Below are 16180 nucleotides of genomic sequence, written 5' to 3'. Positions count from 1 at the left end.
ACATCAGTGTCCGTGTCCAATCAACAAGGCTTCAGCGAGCAGCAGATCCGTGGCGACGGCCGTGGGAGCGACCGCGGCGAGCGCGGCGAAGTCCTCGGCATAGGACTCGAAGGCGTCCCGGGCGTACCGGTTACCGCGGGCAGCCAGCCGCGCGATCACCGCCAACCCCAGGCACAGCGCCGGTAACGCCCGCCACCCCTGCGCGGCGTGGGCGCGAGCCCGCAGCACCGAACCGATCTTCGACCCGAGCCGCGCCCGGATCAGCACCCGCTCGATCTCCGTGCCCAGCGTGGTGCGGGCCAGCAGCGGTTCCAGCCGCTGCTGGGCGGCGACCGCGTACAGGTCACAGGAGGCCGCGATCCGCGTGTCGTCGTCGAGCAGCCGGGTCAGCCCCGGCCGGACCACGACCGGGGCGCGCAGGTCCGCGACACCGCGAATGTGCCAGCCCCGGTGGTCCTGCAACCAGGCGCCGGCCGCCGAGGGGTGCTGCGGCTCCTTTCCGGCCAGCTGCTGCCAGGTCGGCCCACAGTGGGCGACGGCCTGCCTGACATACCGCTTGTCCCGGACGCGCAGCGCCTCCGAGGAGGCGAGCATCGCCGCGACCGGATACTGCGGCCACAGCCGCTCCACGTCCTTGCGGTGCAGCGCCGCCAGGGGTTCGGCGACCAGCCGGGACTCCACCAGCGCCCGGGTCGCCAACTCGGCAGGCACGTCCAGGCTCAACAGCGCATGCAGGGTGAAACGGGATCCCTGCCGCAGCGCGCCGAGCACGTCGTCGCGGCGGGACTCGTCGGCGAACTCCGACGGTGGCAGCTGCTCCCAGCGGTCGCCGACCAGCAGCGCGAACAGCCGCCGGGTCGCCTCCACCGTGCGCGGCATCGGCGCCTCGGAGTTCAGCCCGGCCACGAACGCCGTCTCCTCGGCGGTGAGTCGGGGCGCCAGGCCGGCCGGATCCGGCAGCACCTCGAACACGCTGTCGGTGTCCGGCTCCGGCCACGGCGATGGCGTCACCGCACTGCCCCAGCCGTCATCGACGCGCAAGACGACCAACAGCCGCCCGGTCGGGTCGACCAGCGGCGTCGGCACGTGCACCCGGCCCTCGCCGTCGACCGGGCAGGTCACCGGCCCCCGCCACGGGAACGCGCAGAAATACACGTCGGCGACCAGCGAGCCGCGGACCGCCGCCCCCTCCACCCACAACATGCCGTCCTCGCGGACTACGTCGGCGGCCAGCACGGTCGGCACCAGCCGCATCACCGGCAGCCCACCGTCGAGCACCAGATCCCCGCACGGCCGTGCCCGCAGCGTGTCGGTCAGCCCGTGCAGGCCGAACCGCACCACCCCCGGCAGCAGGGTGCGCTGCGCCCGGATCGTCTGCACCCGCACCCCATCCACCGTGTAGTGCAGATCCGTGAACGGCCCCACCCCATCAGCGGCGACGAGCAGATGACCGGGGTCCTCGTGCACCGCATCCGACACGGCCTCCACCGGCCGGGTCTGCCGCGATCCCGCCCCGGCGGCGGGCACCCACTGCACCCAGCCGTGCGGCAGCCGCACCCGCAGCGCCACCGTCTGCCCGGCCCGGCCGATCTGCACCGTCCGTTCCACCTGGCCCTCATCCAGGGCCACGGTGGTGCTCTGGCCCAGCCAGTGCGGCACCCGCACCTGCACCAGTCCCGGGGACAACCCGGCCGGGCCCATCGACCGGAACCCCGGCGACCCGGCCGCCGCCAGGCCCTCCACCACGCACACGATCTGCCGCGACATCCGCCGGCCCAACGGCCCCCGCACACTGATCGTGAACGTGCCGCAGACCGGACCGTCGGGCCACGGATCCACCAGCGCGCCGCCGGTGTCGAACACCGCCACGCGCTCCGGCGTCGTCTCGCCCAGCCGCGTGATCGTCACCGTCCACGCCGCCGCCGCCTCGGGCAGCCGCAGCCGCGGACGTTCCCCGAACACCGGCCGCCCACCCACATCGACGAACGGCACCGGCTCGCCACACACCACCTGCGGCACCGGCCGCTGCTCGATCAGATACTCGGCGCCGGACCCGTAGCGCAGGCCGCGGACGTCGGTGAGGTCAGCCTCGTGGAACGCCCAGCCATCCCACCCGTACGGGGGCTCGCGATGGGACCGGCTCCAGCCGGTGCCCTCGACCCGCAGCCCCGCCCCATCGGTTGCTGCGTCCGAACCGCGGTGGGTGCTGGGGGAGGGGTAGATCAGCCACGCCGGGCCCTTCGGCACCGGCGTCCCCGCCACCATCAAACGGCCCGACCCGTCGAACACCAGCAGCGGATCGGCCTGTTCGATCAGCGGCACCGTCTGTGCCGCCACCCATCCCGAGTCCACGCTCACGTGCACCGACGGCGCCGGACGCGGCACCGGCACCAGCACCTCACCCCCGACCGGGGACCGGCGTACTGGCACCTGCCACACCAGCCCGGGCAGGCTCAGCCGCCAGGTGTCCACGTCGAACTCGTCTCCGGCCCGCACCGGCAGCGACAGGCACAGCCCGCGGTCCCACGGCTCCAACACCAGCCGCACCTTCGCCGTCACCCGTGCCCGCGTCCGCGCGCCCTCCGGCGGCGGCTCCATCAGCCCGTCGGTGACCAGCGTTCGGTACCAGGCGATCACCCGCTCCGGCAGCCCCACACCGTCGAACGCTGTGTCTCCAGCGGCCGGGTCCCGGGTCAGCAGATCGAGGCAGCGGTCGGTGAAGTCCCGCGCGAACTCTCTACCCTCCAGCAGGAACACCCGCGCCGGAGTGTCCAGCGTCCGCTGCCGGGCTTCGTCCTCGGCCAGCCACGCCAACAGCGACCCGGCTGACAGCTCCGGGTCAGCGGCGAGCCGCTTGGCGAACAGGTCGAACACGTCTCGCAAGCAGAACGTCGGGATGGCTGCGTGCGACGTGATAGGCCCGACGTGCTTGAGCGGCAGATGCGTGAACGTCGGCATCCCGAGCCCGGACACCCCCTCGAGGAACAGGGTCCCGAGCAGGTCCTTCTCAGCAGCCGAGAGCTCATCCGCCCCCCACCGGGCGGCTACCTGCGGCCAGTAGCGCCCCGCCGCGTACTCCTCCGACGCGACCGCCACCAGTGCCACCATGAGACACGCGAGGTACTTGTCCCGGAGCCTCGGCCCGGATGAGCGGCCACCGGCCAGCCGCCACCACAGGCCCAGGTGGTCCAACAGGTCCTGCGTCTCGCCGTAACCAACGTCCAGTTCGCCCACGAGGGACACAGCGGACAGCCGCTGCGTCCACACCTTGTTCCGGTTCTCCAGCCAGCGGGTCGCCTCCGCCAGTGGATGCGCACCCGTCGCCGGGGCCGCCGGTGGGGCAGTGGTGGCCCCGGGCAGCGCCCGCAACGATGTCTCGATCCGGGCCGTCTCGGCTGGAGTCTGGGCCCGGTCGGTCCACCGGCCCTCTAAGGCCTCCAGTCCGAACTCCTTGGCGACCGCCCACGTCTCCGGCAGCACCCGATGGCCGCGCGCCACCATCTCCCCGGCCAGCGCCTGGTACCGGCTCGTCGGCGGCACGGCCGTACCAGACGCCACGAACACCCCGTTCCCGAACCATGCACCAGAGGACCCGAATGGCGCCCTGGGGGTCCTCGATAGAACAGCACTCGACCGTTCCTGACAAGGTCGACACGGGCGGCCGGACCTGAACGAGTCAGACAAATAAGCAAATAGATTAGGACGCCCGAAGGCCGAGGGCGGTCAGGCTGTCCAGGATCCGGTGTCAAGCCCGACGAGTCCTGCGAAGCCCGGCCGGGACGAAGTCGTCACAAGCGGGCGAGTGACCACGCTCAGCAGCGGACGGGACCAGCCCCGCGTCGTTTCGCGCGGCAATTGGAAATCAGATCGATGTCTTCGAGCATGCCGACCCACCGTGGTGCACCAGTGGCCGGTAGTTGGTACTTTCGCCGGCGCTTCCGCAGGTCCTGCTCAACCTGGCGCGTCCGCTCGTGAGACTCTGTCACCGGTCGCAATCTCTGCAACGAGGACGTTCGGGCAGATGCCGGCCCGGGCAATACTGGCCGCAGAAGCGTGCCGACCGGTGAAGGCCTTGGGTTCTACTCCGCTGGCGCGTCGCGAGCAGGTTAGGGCTCCTGCGCCGTGCCGCCAAGGCCCCTGGGGAGGACCCGCGGGGCCTCACGAAACGGCTCGCCGCTGTGCACCCCGACCATCACGTAGTAGTGGTGCCGGCGCAGGAACGGGCGGGACGCGGGGCGTGAGTACCGCCAGTCCGATCGTGCGGACGCGGTACCAGCCGATGCCGACCTCGCTGTGCTCCCCGCGGCCGGGGTAGACGAGCGTGGCGGTGCGGAGACCGAGCCGGTAGGCGTAGGTGACGACTTGGTAGATCTCGTCCGTGCTGGGCTTCGCTCCCCACGGCTTGTACTTCGCGTCGTAGAGCGCGACCGGGCTGCGATCCGGCCCCAGCTCTACGAGGTCGGCGGCTGCGGCGATGTTCGTCCCGTCGGTGCTCAGGATCACCGGGTGCTGGACCGCGAGCTGATGACCGGGCGGCAGGGTCGGCGCCAACGCCGCGTGCACGAAGGACTCCCAGACCTTCGTCATGTTGAAGAGCACGCTGACGCCTCCGGCGTCGCTGCCGGCGGGCAGTGTGCTGCACCCACTGAGGATCAGGGCGGCGAGCCCCATTGCCTCCCGGTAGCGGCCCGGCATGGTGCGCCGGGCAAGGTCGAGCAGGCTTTGGGGATCGGCCACTGCGGTGATGCCGGTGAGGGCCGGCGCCAGCGCGCGCAGCCGCACGGTCAGCTGTGGGTCCTTGTAGGTCTGGCTGACCAGCGTCCGGTGCGTGGCGGCTAGCACCTGGTTCGCCGGGATGTCGACGGTCTGCCGCCGCGCGCGCGTGATGAGTCGGTCCGGCCTGCCCAGATGTCGTGCGAGGTGGGCGGTGGCGTCAGGGACCCCGGGATAGGGCGGCCGGGTGAACGTCCGGGTGACGTACGCCTTCGCGAGCCCGAACCCGACGATGCCGCGAAGCTCGCGGGCGAACGCGGTGGCGATGAGATCGAGCAGCCCGCGCCCGGCGTGGAACGGGGTGGCCGTCTCGTGCAGCACGGTGGGGTGGCGTGCGGCGATCCGCAGCACTTCGAGTAGGTCGGTGAACGGGAACCGGCTGGCGATGTCGACGGTCAGGCCGGAGCGCAGCGTGAACCGGCCGACGAACGGGCCGGGCTGGACGTCGTAGTGCCCTGGCTGGGACGACGGTGTGACCTGCTGGATCACCCGCGGCTCGGCGCTGTCGGTGCGGGCGCCCCGGGTCAGCCGGGCCAGCTTGACGGCCTGCTGGGGCGTCAACGCGACAGTGCGTGTCTCGTACTCGCGCAGCTCGAGCACGTCAGCTTCGTTCGGCGATCAGCGCCCGGACGTCCTGGTCGAGTGCGGCGAGCTGCTGCGGCTGTTCGAACCAGTGCTCGGCGAGGTAGGGCCACACCTGGTACGACCAGATCCGCTCCGCGGTGACCGCGTCGGCGTCATTCACCATCCAGTACGAGTGGCCGGGCGCGACGGGGCTGTCCGGTCCGACGCGGTCGAGGACCAGGTCGAACAGACTGACGACCAGGTCTCCGTCGACGTCGGGATGGGCCTTCGCCCACCGTGCCAACACGTCGCGGCTCGGGCCGAGCGGAAAAGCGTTGAACCGGCGGCGCAACGCGAAGTCGACGAGGGCGAGGCTGCGGTCGGCGGTGTTCATGGTGCCGAGCACGACGAGGTTGCGGGGCACCGAGAACCGGCGCTGGGAGTAGGGCAGCAGCACCGATCGGCTACCGCGGTACTCGAGCAGGAGCAGCAGCTCACCGAACACCGCGGCGACGTCGGCACGGTTCATCTCGTCGATGATCAGCACGAACGTGTCACTGGCCGCGGCACGCGCTTTCGTGCACAGCTCCTGGAACAGCCCGGGGCGGACGGTGTAGCGGAGCGCACCGCTGTCAGCGGTGATGTCGGGGCGCAGCCCCTCGATGAAGTCCTCGTAGGAGTAGGCGGAGTGGAACTGCACCAACTCGATGTGCTCGGCGGAGGTGGCGAGGTGCTCGGCGAGGGTGGTGGCCACATAGGTCTTCCCGGTTCCCGGCGGTCCGTAGAAGAGCCCCTGCCGCATGGTCGTCAGGGCGCCGACCCACTCATCGATGAGCTCGGCGGGCAGGTAGCAGGCTTCCGCGATGCGCTCGGCTGACAGCCGCTGGCCGGGCTCGTCTCCGCTAGCCTCGAGCTCGGCGTCGATCGGCACCACTACCTGGTCGCCCCACGCTGCGGCGGCGAGCGGATGCAGGGCCCGGAACAGCCTCCCGATCTCGTCGGCGAGCTGCGGGTCGTCGAGGCGTGCATCACCCGCCGGGATCGTCCACTTGATCGATGTTCCGCCGGCATCGAACCACGCTCGCATACCTCGGGCGTCTCCGACGGGGAGTTGCCGCGGCGCCTCGTCGAGCGGGTGCTCGCGGTCCTGGGTCTCCCAGGTGAGCCAGTCGAGCTGAGGCGCGACGGAAGCGAAAAGCTCGTCGGCCCTGGTGGTCAGGGCGGTCTTCAGTCGTTCCCGCTGCTCGCCGGTGGCCGATCCCAAGAACAGGGACACCTCCAGTGCTCCCGGCTGCACGAACACGGCGAGCTGGACGTCTTCCTGCTTGCGGCCTCGGCTGAACGCCCCCCACAGGTACGGGTAGTACTCGCCCTGCTCGTCGGGGAACCGCTTACGGATGGAGGCCAGGACGCGGTTGGTCTTCACCGCCGTGTCCAGCTGCGGGTCCAGTTCCCGCAGATGCCTTTCGGCGACCTGCTCGAGCAGCTGGACGAACGGCTGACGAAGCTCGGTGCGGTAGCGGACCTGGTTCGCCTGCATCCAGGCGCCGTTGTTGTTCGCGGACAGATCCGCCAGGAACTTCAGGGGCGCCTGCCCGAACGGTGTGATGGTGCCGGACCCAGTGCGCTCGTCTCGGGCGCTGCGCCACAGCCCGGTCAAGATCGCATCGGCCTCCTGCGGCGCGACGTCGTAGCGCGTCCGCCACTCGATGAGCGACTCGCAGAACCGCTCGTACTCCACGCGGCCGTCGGCGCGGAACGGCGGGCAGCGGAGGGCGGCGGCGAGCCCACGCATGGTGGCGTTGATGCACACCCCGAACCGGTCTGGATCGCGCAGATAGAGCAACATGCTGGGCAGCGACGACCCGGCGCCGGACAGGCGGGACCGGTCGCCGAGGATCCCCCCGAGCGTGTCCAGCGCCGCGTCTAGGTCCGCCGTCCACAGGTCGACCACGACCTCGTTGAACCGGTCGAGGTCCTCGGTGACCCTCTGCATCGTCGCCCCGGCGAACGCGGGGGAGAACCGGTCCTGGCGCACCCGGCCGGCCAGCTCGTGGGTGTTGAACAGTTGCCCGAGACGCATCGCCTCGTCCCGGTCTAGGGAGCCCGCGCGGCTGTTCAGCAGGGCCACGGCTTCCTGCTCCGCGAGCGCGCGGCCGGCCACGAACTGGTCGCCGAAGGTGGTCCGCACCTGGCCCAGCACGTGCGGCGTCGGATCCGTCGTCTCCTCACCACCGTTCACTCCACCAGTCTCCCCGCACAGCGGATCCCGGGTGCCGTTGGATCACCACCGCAGGGAGGCGTGGTGCCACCGACCTGCACAGTTGCGGGGCAGCGCCATCGACTGCAGCACGTTCGGGTGGTCGAGGAGTGTCGAACGGCATCAGGACGTCACCGTGGAATGACACTGATGCAGTGCAGAGCAATGAAAGCCTCGAGGACCGGATCGAAGCTCGTGGTCGTGCCCTGATCGACCGGGGGCTGCTGCTCCTCGGAGACGCTTTGCACGCTCGAATGCGGCCGCACCTCGAACACGTGTACGGCCCAGAATGGTTGACCCAGGTGCACCCGACGCGCGGCAGGTTCGGGCGGCGGGACTTGTCGAGCTACGCCCAGTGCCTATTCGGCAGGCGCGAGCTGAGTGACACGCGGCAGATTTTCCGCACAGCGCTAGGCATCCCCTTCTCGAAGGTGGACAGGGTGCTCACGCATGCAGTGGATGTGCGAAACCGATTCGCGCATCCGGACGAACCGGTTGCCGTCCGGCAGGTGGAGAATGACATTGGCCATCTCCTTCTCCTGGCCGGAACGCTGAAGCTCGACTGCGTGGACGATCTGCACGACATCGCCCACGAAGCTGCGGCACTGCCATCTCGGCCGCCCGCCGGCGCGTCTATCTCGGCCGAGCGCATCCAGGAACTGGAGGAGCGGGCCGAGCGAGCGGAGCAGGCGGTCGCGGAGGCCGACCGCCTCCGCGCACAGGTGGCCTCCATCGAGGCTGATCGCGAGCGCGCGCATGACGAATGGATGCGGGCAGAAGACGCGCTCCATGCGGTTGACGCCGCTCGGGAGGACCTCGAGGCGAAGGCTGAGTCCCTGCGCCAGCAGGTCGCTGAAGCCGATGCCAGTTCGATCCGGGCCACTCAGTTGCAGCAGCAGCTCGAGCTGGCGGAGAAGCAGGCGGCCGAACAAGGCGAGCGTCTCGCGAAGTCGGAGAAGAAGCGAGCTGCGCTGAAGAAGCGGCTCGAGAAGCAGAGCCAGAATGCCGAGGAGGCGGAGCGACGAGCCGCGACGGCGGAATCCGAGCGCGACGACCTGGCGGGCAGCGTTGCGTTCACCCGTGCCCTCGTCGAACCCGAACACGACTCCACGGCTGACCGGCTGGAGCAGTTGCAGCGCGTCCTGGCGAAGCTCGGGGACGAAGGAGCGGCTCACCATGTGGAGGAAGAGCAGGAGCAGGTCCTTCCCGCGCCGGGCGAGCCCTGGCCGTATCCCCGGGGCGGGGACGTGTGGACCCTCTCCGGCGCGATGCGAACGTTGGTCACCTACGACGGCCAGTTGTCGTTGGATGAGGTGTTGCCCGGTCCCGTCGCTGCTCGCCTGATCGACTCGTTCCTGACGATCCGCCCCGAGGGCGGCCGGGTGTGGGTGGACGAGGACGCAGACGCGACGACCTACGTCGACGGCGTGCTCACCTACCTGGGCCGACTGGTCGACGACCCGGAAGAGGCGGTGTTCGACGACCCTCCCCTGGGCACCCCCCACCCCGGTCTTGGGCCCCGCTACTCGGTGACCTCGGTGGGCGTCCAGCGGGTCGCCGACGGGACGTGGCTCGCCTCGGAGATCGGCAACGCTCAGGCGTGTGCCGTTCTGCTCCGGCTTCTGGCGGTCCGGCCGGGCGGCGGCCGGTACCGGGTGGACTCCACGGGGGCCGCCACCACGTTCCTCGAGGGCGAGTGGGTCTTCGCGGGACGAGTCCGGCCAGAGGAGTGGTTCCCCGGCGAGATCGCCCACCGCTGAGTGCTGGCGACATCATGGCCCGCCGCACCGCCAGCGGACAGGCCCGGCGGCCCGCACCTCGTCGAAGGCGTCGGCCGGTCCAGGCGGCTGGACGTGGTGCCGGGCGGCGGCACGCATTGTGCCGAGGCAGGCGATGCCGGCGACCGCGCAGTCGTTCAGAGTAGATCCGCGAAGGGGCTGGAATCTGGGCGATGGTCAGACAGACCTTCGATCCAGCGAGTGAGCGGCGCGCTTGGCGGCGTCGCGGGTGCTGAAGGTGCGTGCGTAGCCGTTCGCGTTGCGCACCGGACCGTTCGGGTGGTGTACCTCAAACTTCCCGCGATCGTCCGGGCCGACGACCACATGCGTGCCGACCGGGGCGTCAAGAGAGGCGAGATGTCGCTCGATGTCTCGCCGGCAGGCGTGAGCACTGGAGCCGCTCATCGTTAAACCGGTCATGTAGGTCCACTCGCCAAGGATCCAGCGGAGGTGATTGCTACCGGTCACAGTGACCGTGCCACCGCGGCGCTCGACCGCGCGCGCCAGCGGCTCCAAGTCCTTGTTGATACCAAGACCCATCGCGCACCTCCCTTCTTTCCGGCCGCGTACCAGGATTTGGACGAGGATGGCAGGCGACTGCGACGGGTTCACGGGCAGCGCGGCTCTTGGTTACCGAAAAGGGGCAGGCATTTGCCGCGGGCCGCTCCCGCACTGGTTACGACTGTCCCGACGCCATTGAGACGTGATGGCTTGGGTGGCCCTGGCGGGGTTGCCCCTCGAGCCGGACGGCGTCGGTTCAAACCCACCCGGACCTAGAGCCGTCGCCCAGCCCTCCGCTCAGGACGTCTAAACGGCTGGCGCCAGACCACCGTCTCAGGCCGCCTCCGCGTCAGGCTTCCGCGGCGGCTCCTCCTCGAGGAGACGTTGCTTCAGCGTTTCCTCGTCTGCGGAACCAAGGGGTGTTCGCATGTACTCCATGCCGCCGTGTCGCCAGCCTCCAGCCGCCTGCGTTTAGGGTCCACGGCAGTCGGCCCATGTCCCCGCCCCGAGCCAATCCGCATCGGCGACCCGGGTGCCCCTCCACCGTCGTGGCAACGGGCTATGGCTTGGAGGTGGAGATCTGCTCGGCGACGCTGTGCTTGTGTCGGATCAGGAACGCGTCGATGTGGAGGTACTGCACCGACGGGCGCAAGAGGCAGTGCCGTCCGGGCTGCTTCGGTGCGACGATGTAGGCGATCTCTTGGCGGCCGCGGAATCGAGCCACGAGCCCGGCTCGTTCATGCCGAGCGTCGCGCTGCTTGAGCTCGTCGTCACGGCGCTCGACCTCGCCCGCCCGCCCAACGCAGAGCCGCTCTTGTATGAGGGACTGCATGATCGCTACCTCCCGGAGGTGACGTTTCGCGGCCGTGTCGAGCACCGCAACAGCCGATACGTTCTGAACGCCGCCACCTGCATGCGCGGCGGCCTGCAGCTTGATCTCCTGAACGACGCCGGCTGATGGCAGACCCCGCTGTGGCAGTACGCCGTCCTCGCCCTCGTCGTCTACACCCTGGCAGCGGCCGAGCGGCTGGTGATGCCAGTGGAGGACATCGCGCGACGGATTGCCGCTCGGCACGGCCTCGAGCTCACCGCGTGACCCAACTGTGGTCACGCAGCCCCAGGAGAGAGGAACGAGGGCTGCAACCTTGCCGTATGGGCCGCTCGGCGTGACCCATTCATGACCCACGCAGCGGCGAACAAGGGTCCTGAAAGGGTTCAAACGGGCGGTTCGGAGGCTCCTCCAGAGCTTCTCCAGAGAACCTGACAGGCCAGTTGACCTGCGGTCATGCGTGGAGCGGGTGACCGGGATCGAACCGGCATGGCCAGCTTGGAAGGCTGGGGCTCTGCCATTGAGCTACACCCGCGGGGTGCCGCCCCAGCGTAGCGGGCCGGGTCGATACCGTCCGGGCGTGACCGAGCCCACAGAGCTGGACGCCACCGCCCAGGCCGACCTGGTGCGCCGCGGGGAGGTCGGTCCCGCCGACCTGGTCGACGCCGCCATCGCGCGCATCGAGGCGACGGACCCCCAGCTCAACGCCGTCCTGCGCGACCGGTTCGACGCCGCTCGCAGCGAGGCCGCCGCGCCGCTCGACGGGCCGTTCCGCGGCGTGCCGCTGCTGCTCAAGGACATGGGCGCGCACATGGCGGGGGAGGAGACCGCCTACGGCCTGGCCCCGCTGCAGCAGGCCGGCATCCGCTGGCGGCGCGACAGCCACCTGGCGACGCTGTTCCGCGCCGCCGGCTTCGTCGTCCTCGGCCGCACGAACGTCCCCGAGCTCGGGACCACGGTCACCACCGAGCCCGCCGCCAACGCCCCGGCCCGCAACCCGTGGGACCCCACCTGCTCGGCCGGTGGCTCCAGCGGCGGGTCGGCCGCGGCGGTCGCGGCGGGGTACGTGCCGGTCGCGCACGCCAGCGACGGCGGCGGGTCGATCCGCATCCCGGCCGCCGCGTGCGGGCTGGTCGGGCTCAAGCCCACCAGGGCACGGGTCAGCCAGGGGCCAGGCGTCGCGGAGGGGTGGGGCGGCGCCACGATCGACGGCGTCGTCACCCGCACCGTCCGCGACACCGCCGCCGTCCTCGACCTCGTCGGCCGGCCGATGCCGGGCGACCCCTACGCCGCGCCGCCGCTGCCGCGCCCGCTGCTCGAGGAGGTCGGTGCGCCGGTCGGCCGGCTGCGGGTCGGCCTGCTCGCCTCCCCGCCCGACGAGCGCCACCTCGACGACCCCGAGTGCCGGGCGGCCGTCGCCCGGGCCGGCCGGCTGCTCGAGGACCTCGGCTGCGCGGTCGAGGAGGCCGGCCCGGCCGCCTTCTTCGACGACGGCTTCTCCCGGGCCTTCAACACGACCGTCGCCGCCGACTGCGCCCGCATGCTCGCCGACCACGAGCGCGTCCTCGGCCGTGAGATCGCCGACGACGAGCTGGAGCCGCGCAACGTGTACTACCGGCAGGTGGGCAACCGGCTGACCGCGTCGGAGTACCTCGCCGCCCGGGCGTGGCTGGGCGGCTGGTCCCGCCGCATGGCCTCCTTCTGGACGCCGGCCGACGACGGCGGCGAGGGCTTCGACCTGCTGGTCACCCCGGTCGTGGGCGCGCCCCCGCCGGAGCTCGGCTGGTTCACCGCCGCGGGCCCGCGCGAGGAGGGGCGGCGGATCTCCGCCTTCATGCCCTGGACCGCCCAGTTCAACGTGACCGGGCAGCCGGCGGCCAGCCTGCCGCTGCACGCCACCGACGCCGGCCTGCCGGTGGGCGTGCAGGTCGTCGCCGCGGCCGGGCGGGAGGACCTGCTGGTGCGGGTCGCGGCCGCCCTGGAGGAGGCCGCACCGTGGGCGGGGCGGCGCCCGCGGCTGCCCGCCTAGACTCGCGGGCGCCACGGGGTGTGGCGCAGCTTGGTAGCGCACCCGCTTTGGGAGCGGGGGGCCGTGGGTTCGAATCCCGCCACCCCGACCCCGCCCCCGGCGTCTCTAGACTCGGGGGTCGACCCGGCGCCGGTCCCGGCGTCCCCTTCCGTCGTATCGAGGAGCACTGCCGCTGTGAAGAGCACCATCGAGGAACTGGGCCCCACGCGGGTCCGGATGGCGATCGAGGTGCCGTGGGGGGACCTGGACCACGCCTTCGGTGAGGTCTACAAGGAGCTCAAGAACCAGGTCCGAGTCCCCGGTTTCCGCCCGGGCAAGGTGCCCAACCGCATCCTCGACCAGCGCATCGGCCGCCCGGTCGTCCTCGAGCAGGTCGTCCAGCACGCCATCCCGGAGGTCTACTCCGAGGTCGTGCGGGAGAACCAGGTCCGCGTCATCGGCCAGCCCGACATCGAGGTCACCCGCCTCGACGACAACGACACCCTGGCCTTCACCGCCGAGGTCGACGTCGCCCCGAAGATCGAGCTCCCCTCCCTGGAGGACCTGGCGGTCACCGTCGACGACGTCGAGGTCACCGACGAGGAGATCGACCAGCAGGTCTCGGTCATGCGCGAGCGCTTCGCGATGCTGACCGGCGTCGAGCGGGCCGCCCAGGACGGCGACTTCGTCTCCATCGACCTCGAGGCCCGCGTCGGCGACGAGGTGCTCGAGGACGGCACCACCAGCGGCATGTCCTACGAGGTCGGCTCCGGCTCGATCATGGAGGGCCTCGACGACGCCGTCCGCGGCCTGTCCGCCGACGAGTCGGCCACCTTCGAGACCGCGCTGCAGCAGGGCCCGCACGCCGGCGAGCAGGCGCAGGTCACCGTCACCGTCCGCTCGGTGAAGGCCAAGGAGCTGCCCGAGCTCGACGACGAGTTCGCCTCCACCGCCAGCGAGTTCGACACCCTCGAGGAGCTGCGCGACGACGTCCGCACCCGGCTCTCGCGGGTGAAGGTCATGCAGCAGGGCGCCCAGGCCCGCGACAAGCTCGTCGAGCACCTCCTCGAGGTCACCGAGGTGCCGATCCCCGAGGGCCTCGCCGACCGCGAGCTGGAGTTCCGCAACGACGCGCTGCAGCGCGAGATGCAGCAGGCCGGCCTGGACTGGGACACCTTCCTGTCCATGTCGGGCGTCGAGAACCGTGAGGCCTACGACGCCGAGCAGCGGAAGAACATCGAGGAGGCCGTGCGCACCCAGTTCGTCCTCGACGCGATCGCCGACGCCCGCGAGATCACCGTCGACAACGACGACCTGTCGGCGCAGATCATGGCCCAGGCCTCGCGCAGCCGGATGAGCCCGGAGCAGTACGCCCAGCAGCTGCAGCAGGGCGGCAACATCGCCGAGTTCGTCGCCGACGTCCGCCGCACCAAGGCGCTGGCCCAGCTGCTCGAGCAGACGACGATCACCGACGCCTCGGGCAACGTCGTCGACCTGGAGTCGGTGCGCCCGCAGACGGTCCGCGCCGCCGAGGCCGCCCCGGCCGCCGACGACACCGCGACCGACGCCGTCGACGCCGGCACCGAGGACGAGGCGCCCGACGCCGAGGTCGCCGACGCCGTCGCCGTCGAGGCCACCGAGGGGGCGACCGAGGACAGCGGGGACGTCACCAAGGGCTGACGGAGGACCCCGTCCTCCTCACCCCGAGCACGCTCGGGGTGAGCCCCGGGACGGGGCCACCGACGGGCGCCGTCCTGCCCCGCGTGCGCGGGGGAGGGCGGCGTCCGTCGTCTCCCGGCCGGTCGCGGCGGGGTCCGCTGCGCCGACGGCGAACAGGGCCCGCGCCGGGACTCCCGGCCCGGGGGTGCGCGTTAGGGTCGACGTGACTCGGGGCGGACGCCGGGGGTACGGCCCGGCCGGGCCGCCGGCCCCGCTCCCCGCCCACCGAGACCGACTCGATCCACCGCCAACGGAGGTCACACCACCCGTGAGCACCGACCCGAACCCGGCGTACAGCCCGCTGATGCGGGGTGCCGCCGGGGGGATGAACCTCAACGACTCGGTCTACGAGCGCCTGCTGCGCGAGCGCATCATCTTCCTGGGCACCCAGGTCGACGACGTCATCGCCAACCAGCTGGCCGCCCAGATGCTGCTGCTCTCGGCCGAGGACCCCAAGCAGGACATCCACCTGTACATCAACTCGCCCGGTGGCTCGGTCAGCGCCGGAATGGCCATCTACGACACGATGCAGTTCATCGACTGCGACGTCGCCACCTACGGCATGGGCCTGGCAGCCTCGATGGGCCAGTTCCTGCTCACCGCCGGCACGCGGGGCAAGCGCTACGCCCTGCCGCACGCGCGGATCATGATGCACCAGCCCTCGGCCGGCGTCGGCGGCACCGCCGCGGACATCGCCATCCAGGCCGACCTGTTCCGCCGCACCAAGCGCGAGCTCAACGAGCTGCAGTCCCTCCACACCGGCCAGTCGATCGAGCAGATCGAGCGCGACTCCGACCGTGACCGCTGGTTCACGGCGCAGGAGGCCCTGGAGTACGGCTTCGTCGACCACGTGGTCAGCAGGGCCGCCATGACCGACAGCACCAACCCGGTCACCGACAACTGACGGTTCGGAGGAACTGACATGAGCTTCGAGATGCCCTCCAGCCGCTACATCCTCCCCTCCTTCGTGGAGCGGACGAGCTACGGCATGAAGGAGTCCAACCCGTACAACAAGCTCTTCGAGGAGCGCATCATCTTCCTCGGGGTGCAGATCGACGACGCGTCGGCCAACGACGTCATGGCCCAGCTGATCACGCTGGAGTCGGCCGACCCGGACCGCGACATCACGATCTACATCAACTCGCCCGGTGGCTCGTTCACGTCGCTGATGGCCATCTACGACACGATGATGTTCGTCCGGCCCGACATCCAGACCGTGTGCATGGGGCAGGCCGCCTCGGCCGCCGCCGTCCTGCTCGCGGCCGGGACGCCGGGCAAGCGGCTCGCGCTGCCCTACTCCCGGGTGCTGATCCACCAGCCCTCGGGCGAGGCCGGCGGCCAGGTCTCGGACCTGGAGATCCACGCCGCCGAGATCGAGCGGGTGCGCACGCAGATGGAGGAGATCCTCGCGCGGCACACCGGCCGGACGGCCGAGCAGGTCCGTTCCGACATCGACCGCGACAAGATCCTCACCGCGACCGAGGCCAAGGAGTACGGCATCGTCGACGAGGTCATCCAGAGCCGGAAGCTCAACGCCCTGCCCACGGCGTGAGCACGCCGTCCCCCGGACGGCGCGGGAAGAATCCGCGCGTGTCGCGGCCGCAGCCCGTACCGTTCGGGGGGCAGTGCCGGGAGTGACGAGCGAGTCGACCGCCCCCGGCGCACCGGGGCGTCGGACCCCCGCGGCGTCGGTGGCGGCAGGTACCGTCGGCGAGCGCCCGATCCCCGGCCGGCAGCGCCGGGAGGGC

General features: G+C 71.1%; 10 protein-coding genes and 2 tRNA genes. 6 read left to right on the top strand and 6 right to left on the bottom strand.

Going from position 1 to position 16180, the window contains the following annotated elements; genetic code table 11:
• Nucleotides 1-3: 3 nt before the first annotated feature.
• The 3 genes from JD79_RS21615 to JD79_RS21605 form a co-directional block, all read right to left on the bottom strand.
• Nucleotides 4-3540: a hypothetical protein gene (locus JD79_RS21615; RefSeq protein WP_146220518.1), complete on the bottom strand. Its 3537-nt coding sequence runs from the start codon at nt 3538-3540 to the stop codon at nt 4-6.
• Nucleotides 3541-4158: 618 nt separating this feature from the next.
• Entirely contained in the window at nt 4159-5373 is a 1215-nt protein-coding gene (locus JD79_RS21610; RefSeq protein WP_110007184.1) for a 5-methylcytosine restriction system specificity protein McrC, read from the bottom strand.
• A gap of 1 nt (nt 5374) precedes the next feature.
• Nucleotides 5375-7579 carry a DUF2461 family protein gene (locus JD79_RS21605; RefSeq protein ID WP_146220517.1) on the bottom strand — a complete coding sequence of 735 codons (2205 nt, stop codon included), beginning with the start codon at nt 7577-7579 and terminating at the stop codon, nt 5375-5377.
• A 173-nt stretch (nt 7580-7752) separates the two neighbouring features.
• Between JD79_RS21605 and JD79_RS21600 the strand changes: the two genes are divergently transcribed.
• On the top strand, nt 7753-9357 hold the full coding sequence (locus JD79_RS21600) for a hypothetical protein (RefSeq protein ID WP_110007182.1): 1605 nt from the start codon (nt 7753-7755) through the stop codon (nt 9355-9357).
• 195 nt (nt 9358-9552) lie between these two features.
• Here the strand turns inward: JD79_RS21600 and JD79_RS21595 are convergent, their stop codons facing one another.
• The 3 genes from JD79_RS21595 to JD79_RS21585 all read right to left on the bottom strand — a co-directional run bounded on the left by JD79_RS21595 (nt 9553) and on the right by JD79_RS21585 (nt 11240).
• Nucleotides 9553-9915 (bottom strand): hypothetical protein, encoded by a 363-nt coding sequence (locus tag JD79_RS21595; protein WP_110007181.1) that lies wholly within the window; start codon nt 9913-9915, stop codon nt 9553-9555.
• Nucleotides 9916-10435: 520 nt separating this feature from the next.
• Nucleotides 10436-10951: a hypothetical protein gene (locus JD79_RS22335; protein ID WP_146220516.1), complete on the bottom strand. Its 516-nt coding sequence runs from the start codon at nt 10949-10951 to the stop codon at nt 10436-10438.
• A gap of 215 nt (nt 10952-11166) precedes the next feature.
• Nucleotides 11167-11240: transfer RNA gene (locus JD79_RS21585), tRNA-Gly, on the bottom strand.
• Between the two features lie 45 nt (nt 11241-11285).
• On the opposite strand from JD79_RS21585, the gene JD79_RS21580 reads away from it, so the two are divergent.
• From JD79_RS21580 to JD79_RS21560, 5 genes are all read left to right on the top strand, one after another.
• The gene (locus JD79_RS21580) at nt 11286-12734 is read left to right on the top strand and encodes an amidase (RefSeq protein WP_211308101.1); all 1449 of its coding nucleotides are present in this window, start codon (nt 11286-11288) and stop codon (nt 12732-12734) included.
• A gap of 14 nt (nt 12735-12748) precedes the next feature.
• Nucleotides 12749-12822, top strand: a tRNA-Pro gene (locus tag JD79_RS21575).
• An 86-nt stretch (nt 12823-12908) separates the two neighbouring features.
• Nucleotides 12909-14393 (top strand): trigger factor, encoded by a 1485-nt coding sequence (gene tig, locus JD79_RS21570; protein WP_110007179.1) that lies wholly within the window; start codon nt 12909-12911, stop codon nt 14391-14393.
• A 307-nt stretch (nt 14394-14700) separates the two neighbouring features.
• A complete protein-coding gene (locus JD79_RS21565; protein WP_425454181.1) occupies nt 14701-15336 on the top strand; it encodes an ATP-dependent Clp protease proteolytic subunit in 636 nt (211 codons plus the stop codon).
• Between the two features lie 18 nt (nt 15337-15354).
• Nucleotides 15355-15984: an ATP-dependent Clp protease proteolytic subunit gene (locus JD79_RS21560; protein WP_110007178.1), complete on the top strand. Its 630-nt coding sequence runs from the start codon at nt 15355-15357 to the stop codon at nt 15982-15984.
• The last annotated feature ends 196 nt before the right edge of the window (nt 15985-16180 follow it).

It is taken from the genome of Geodermatophilus normandii (genome assembly GCF_003182485.1).
GTDB lineage: Bacteria > Actinomycetota > Actinomycetes > Mycobacteriales > Geodermatophilaceae > Geodermatophilus > Geodermatophilus normandii.
Note: the sequence above shows the minus strand (reverse complement) of the source record. Positions and strands in the feature narration are given on the sequence as shown.

Bases quoted from the DNA above. Each gene is read 5' to 3' on its own strand.
- JD79_RS21595 (WP_110007181.1), bottom strand. From the start codon at position 9,915: ATGGGTCTTGGTATCAACAAGGACTTGGAGCCGCTGGCGCGCGCGGTC.
- JD79_RS21560 (WP_110007178.1), top strand. From the start codon at position 15,355: ATGAGCTTCGAGATGCCCTCCAGCCGCTACATCCTCCCCTCCTTCGTG.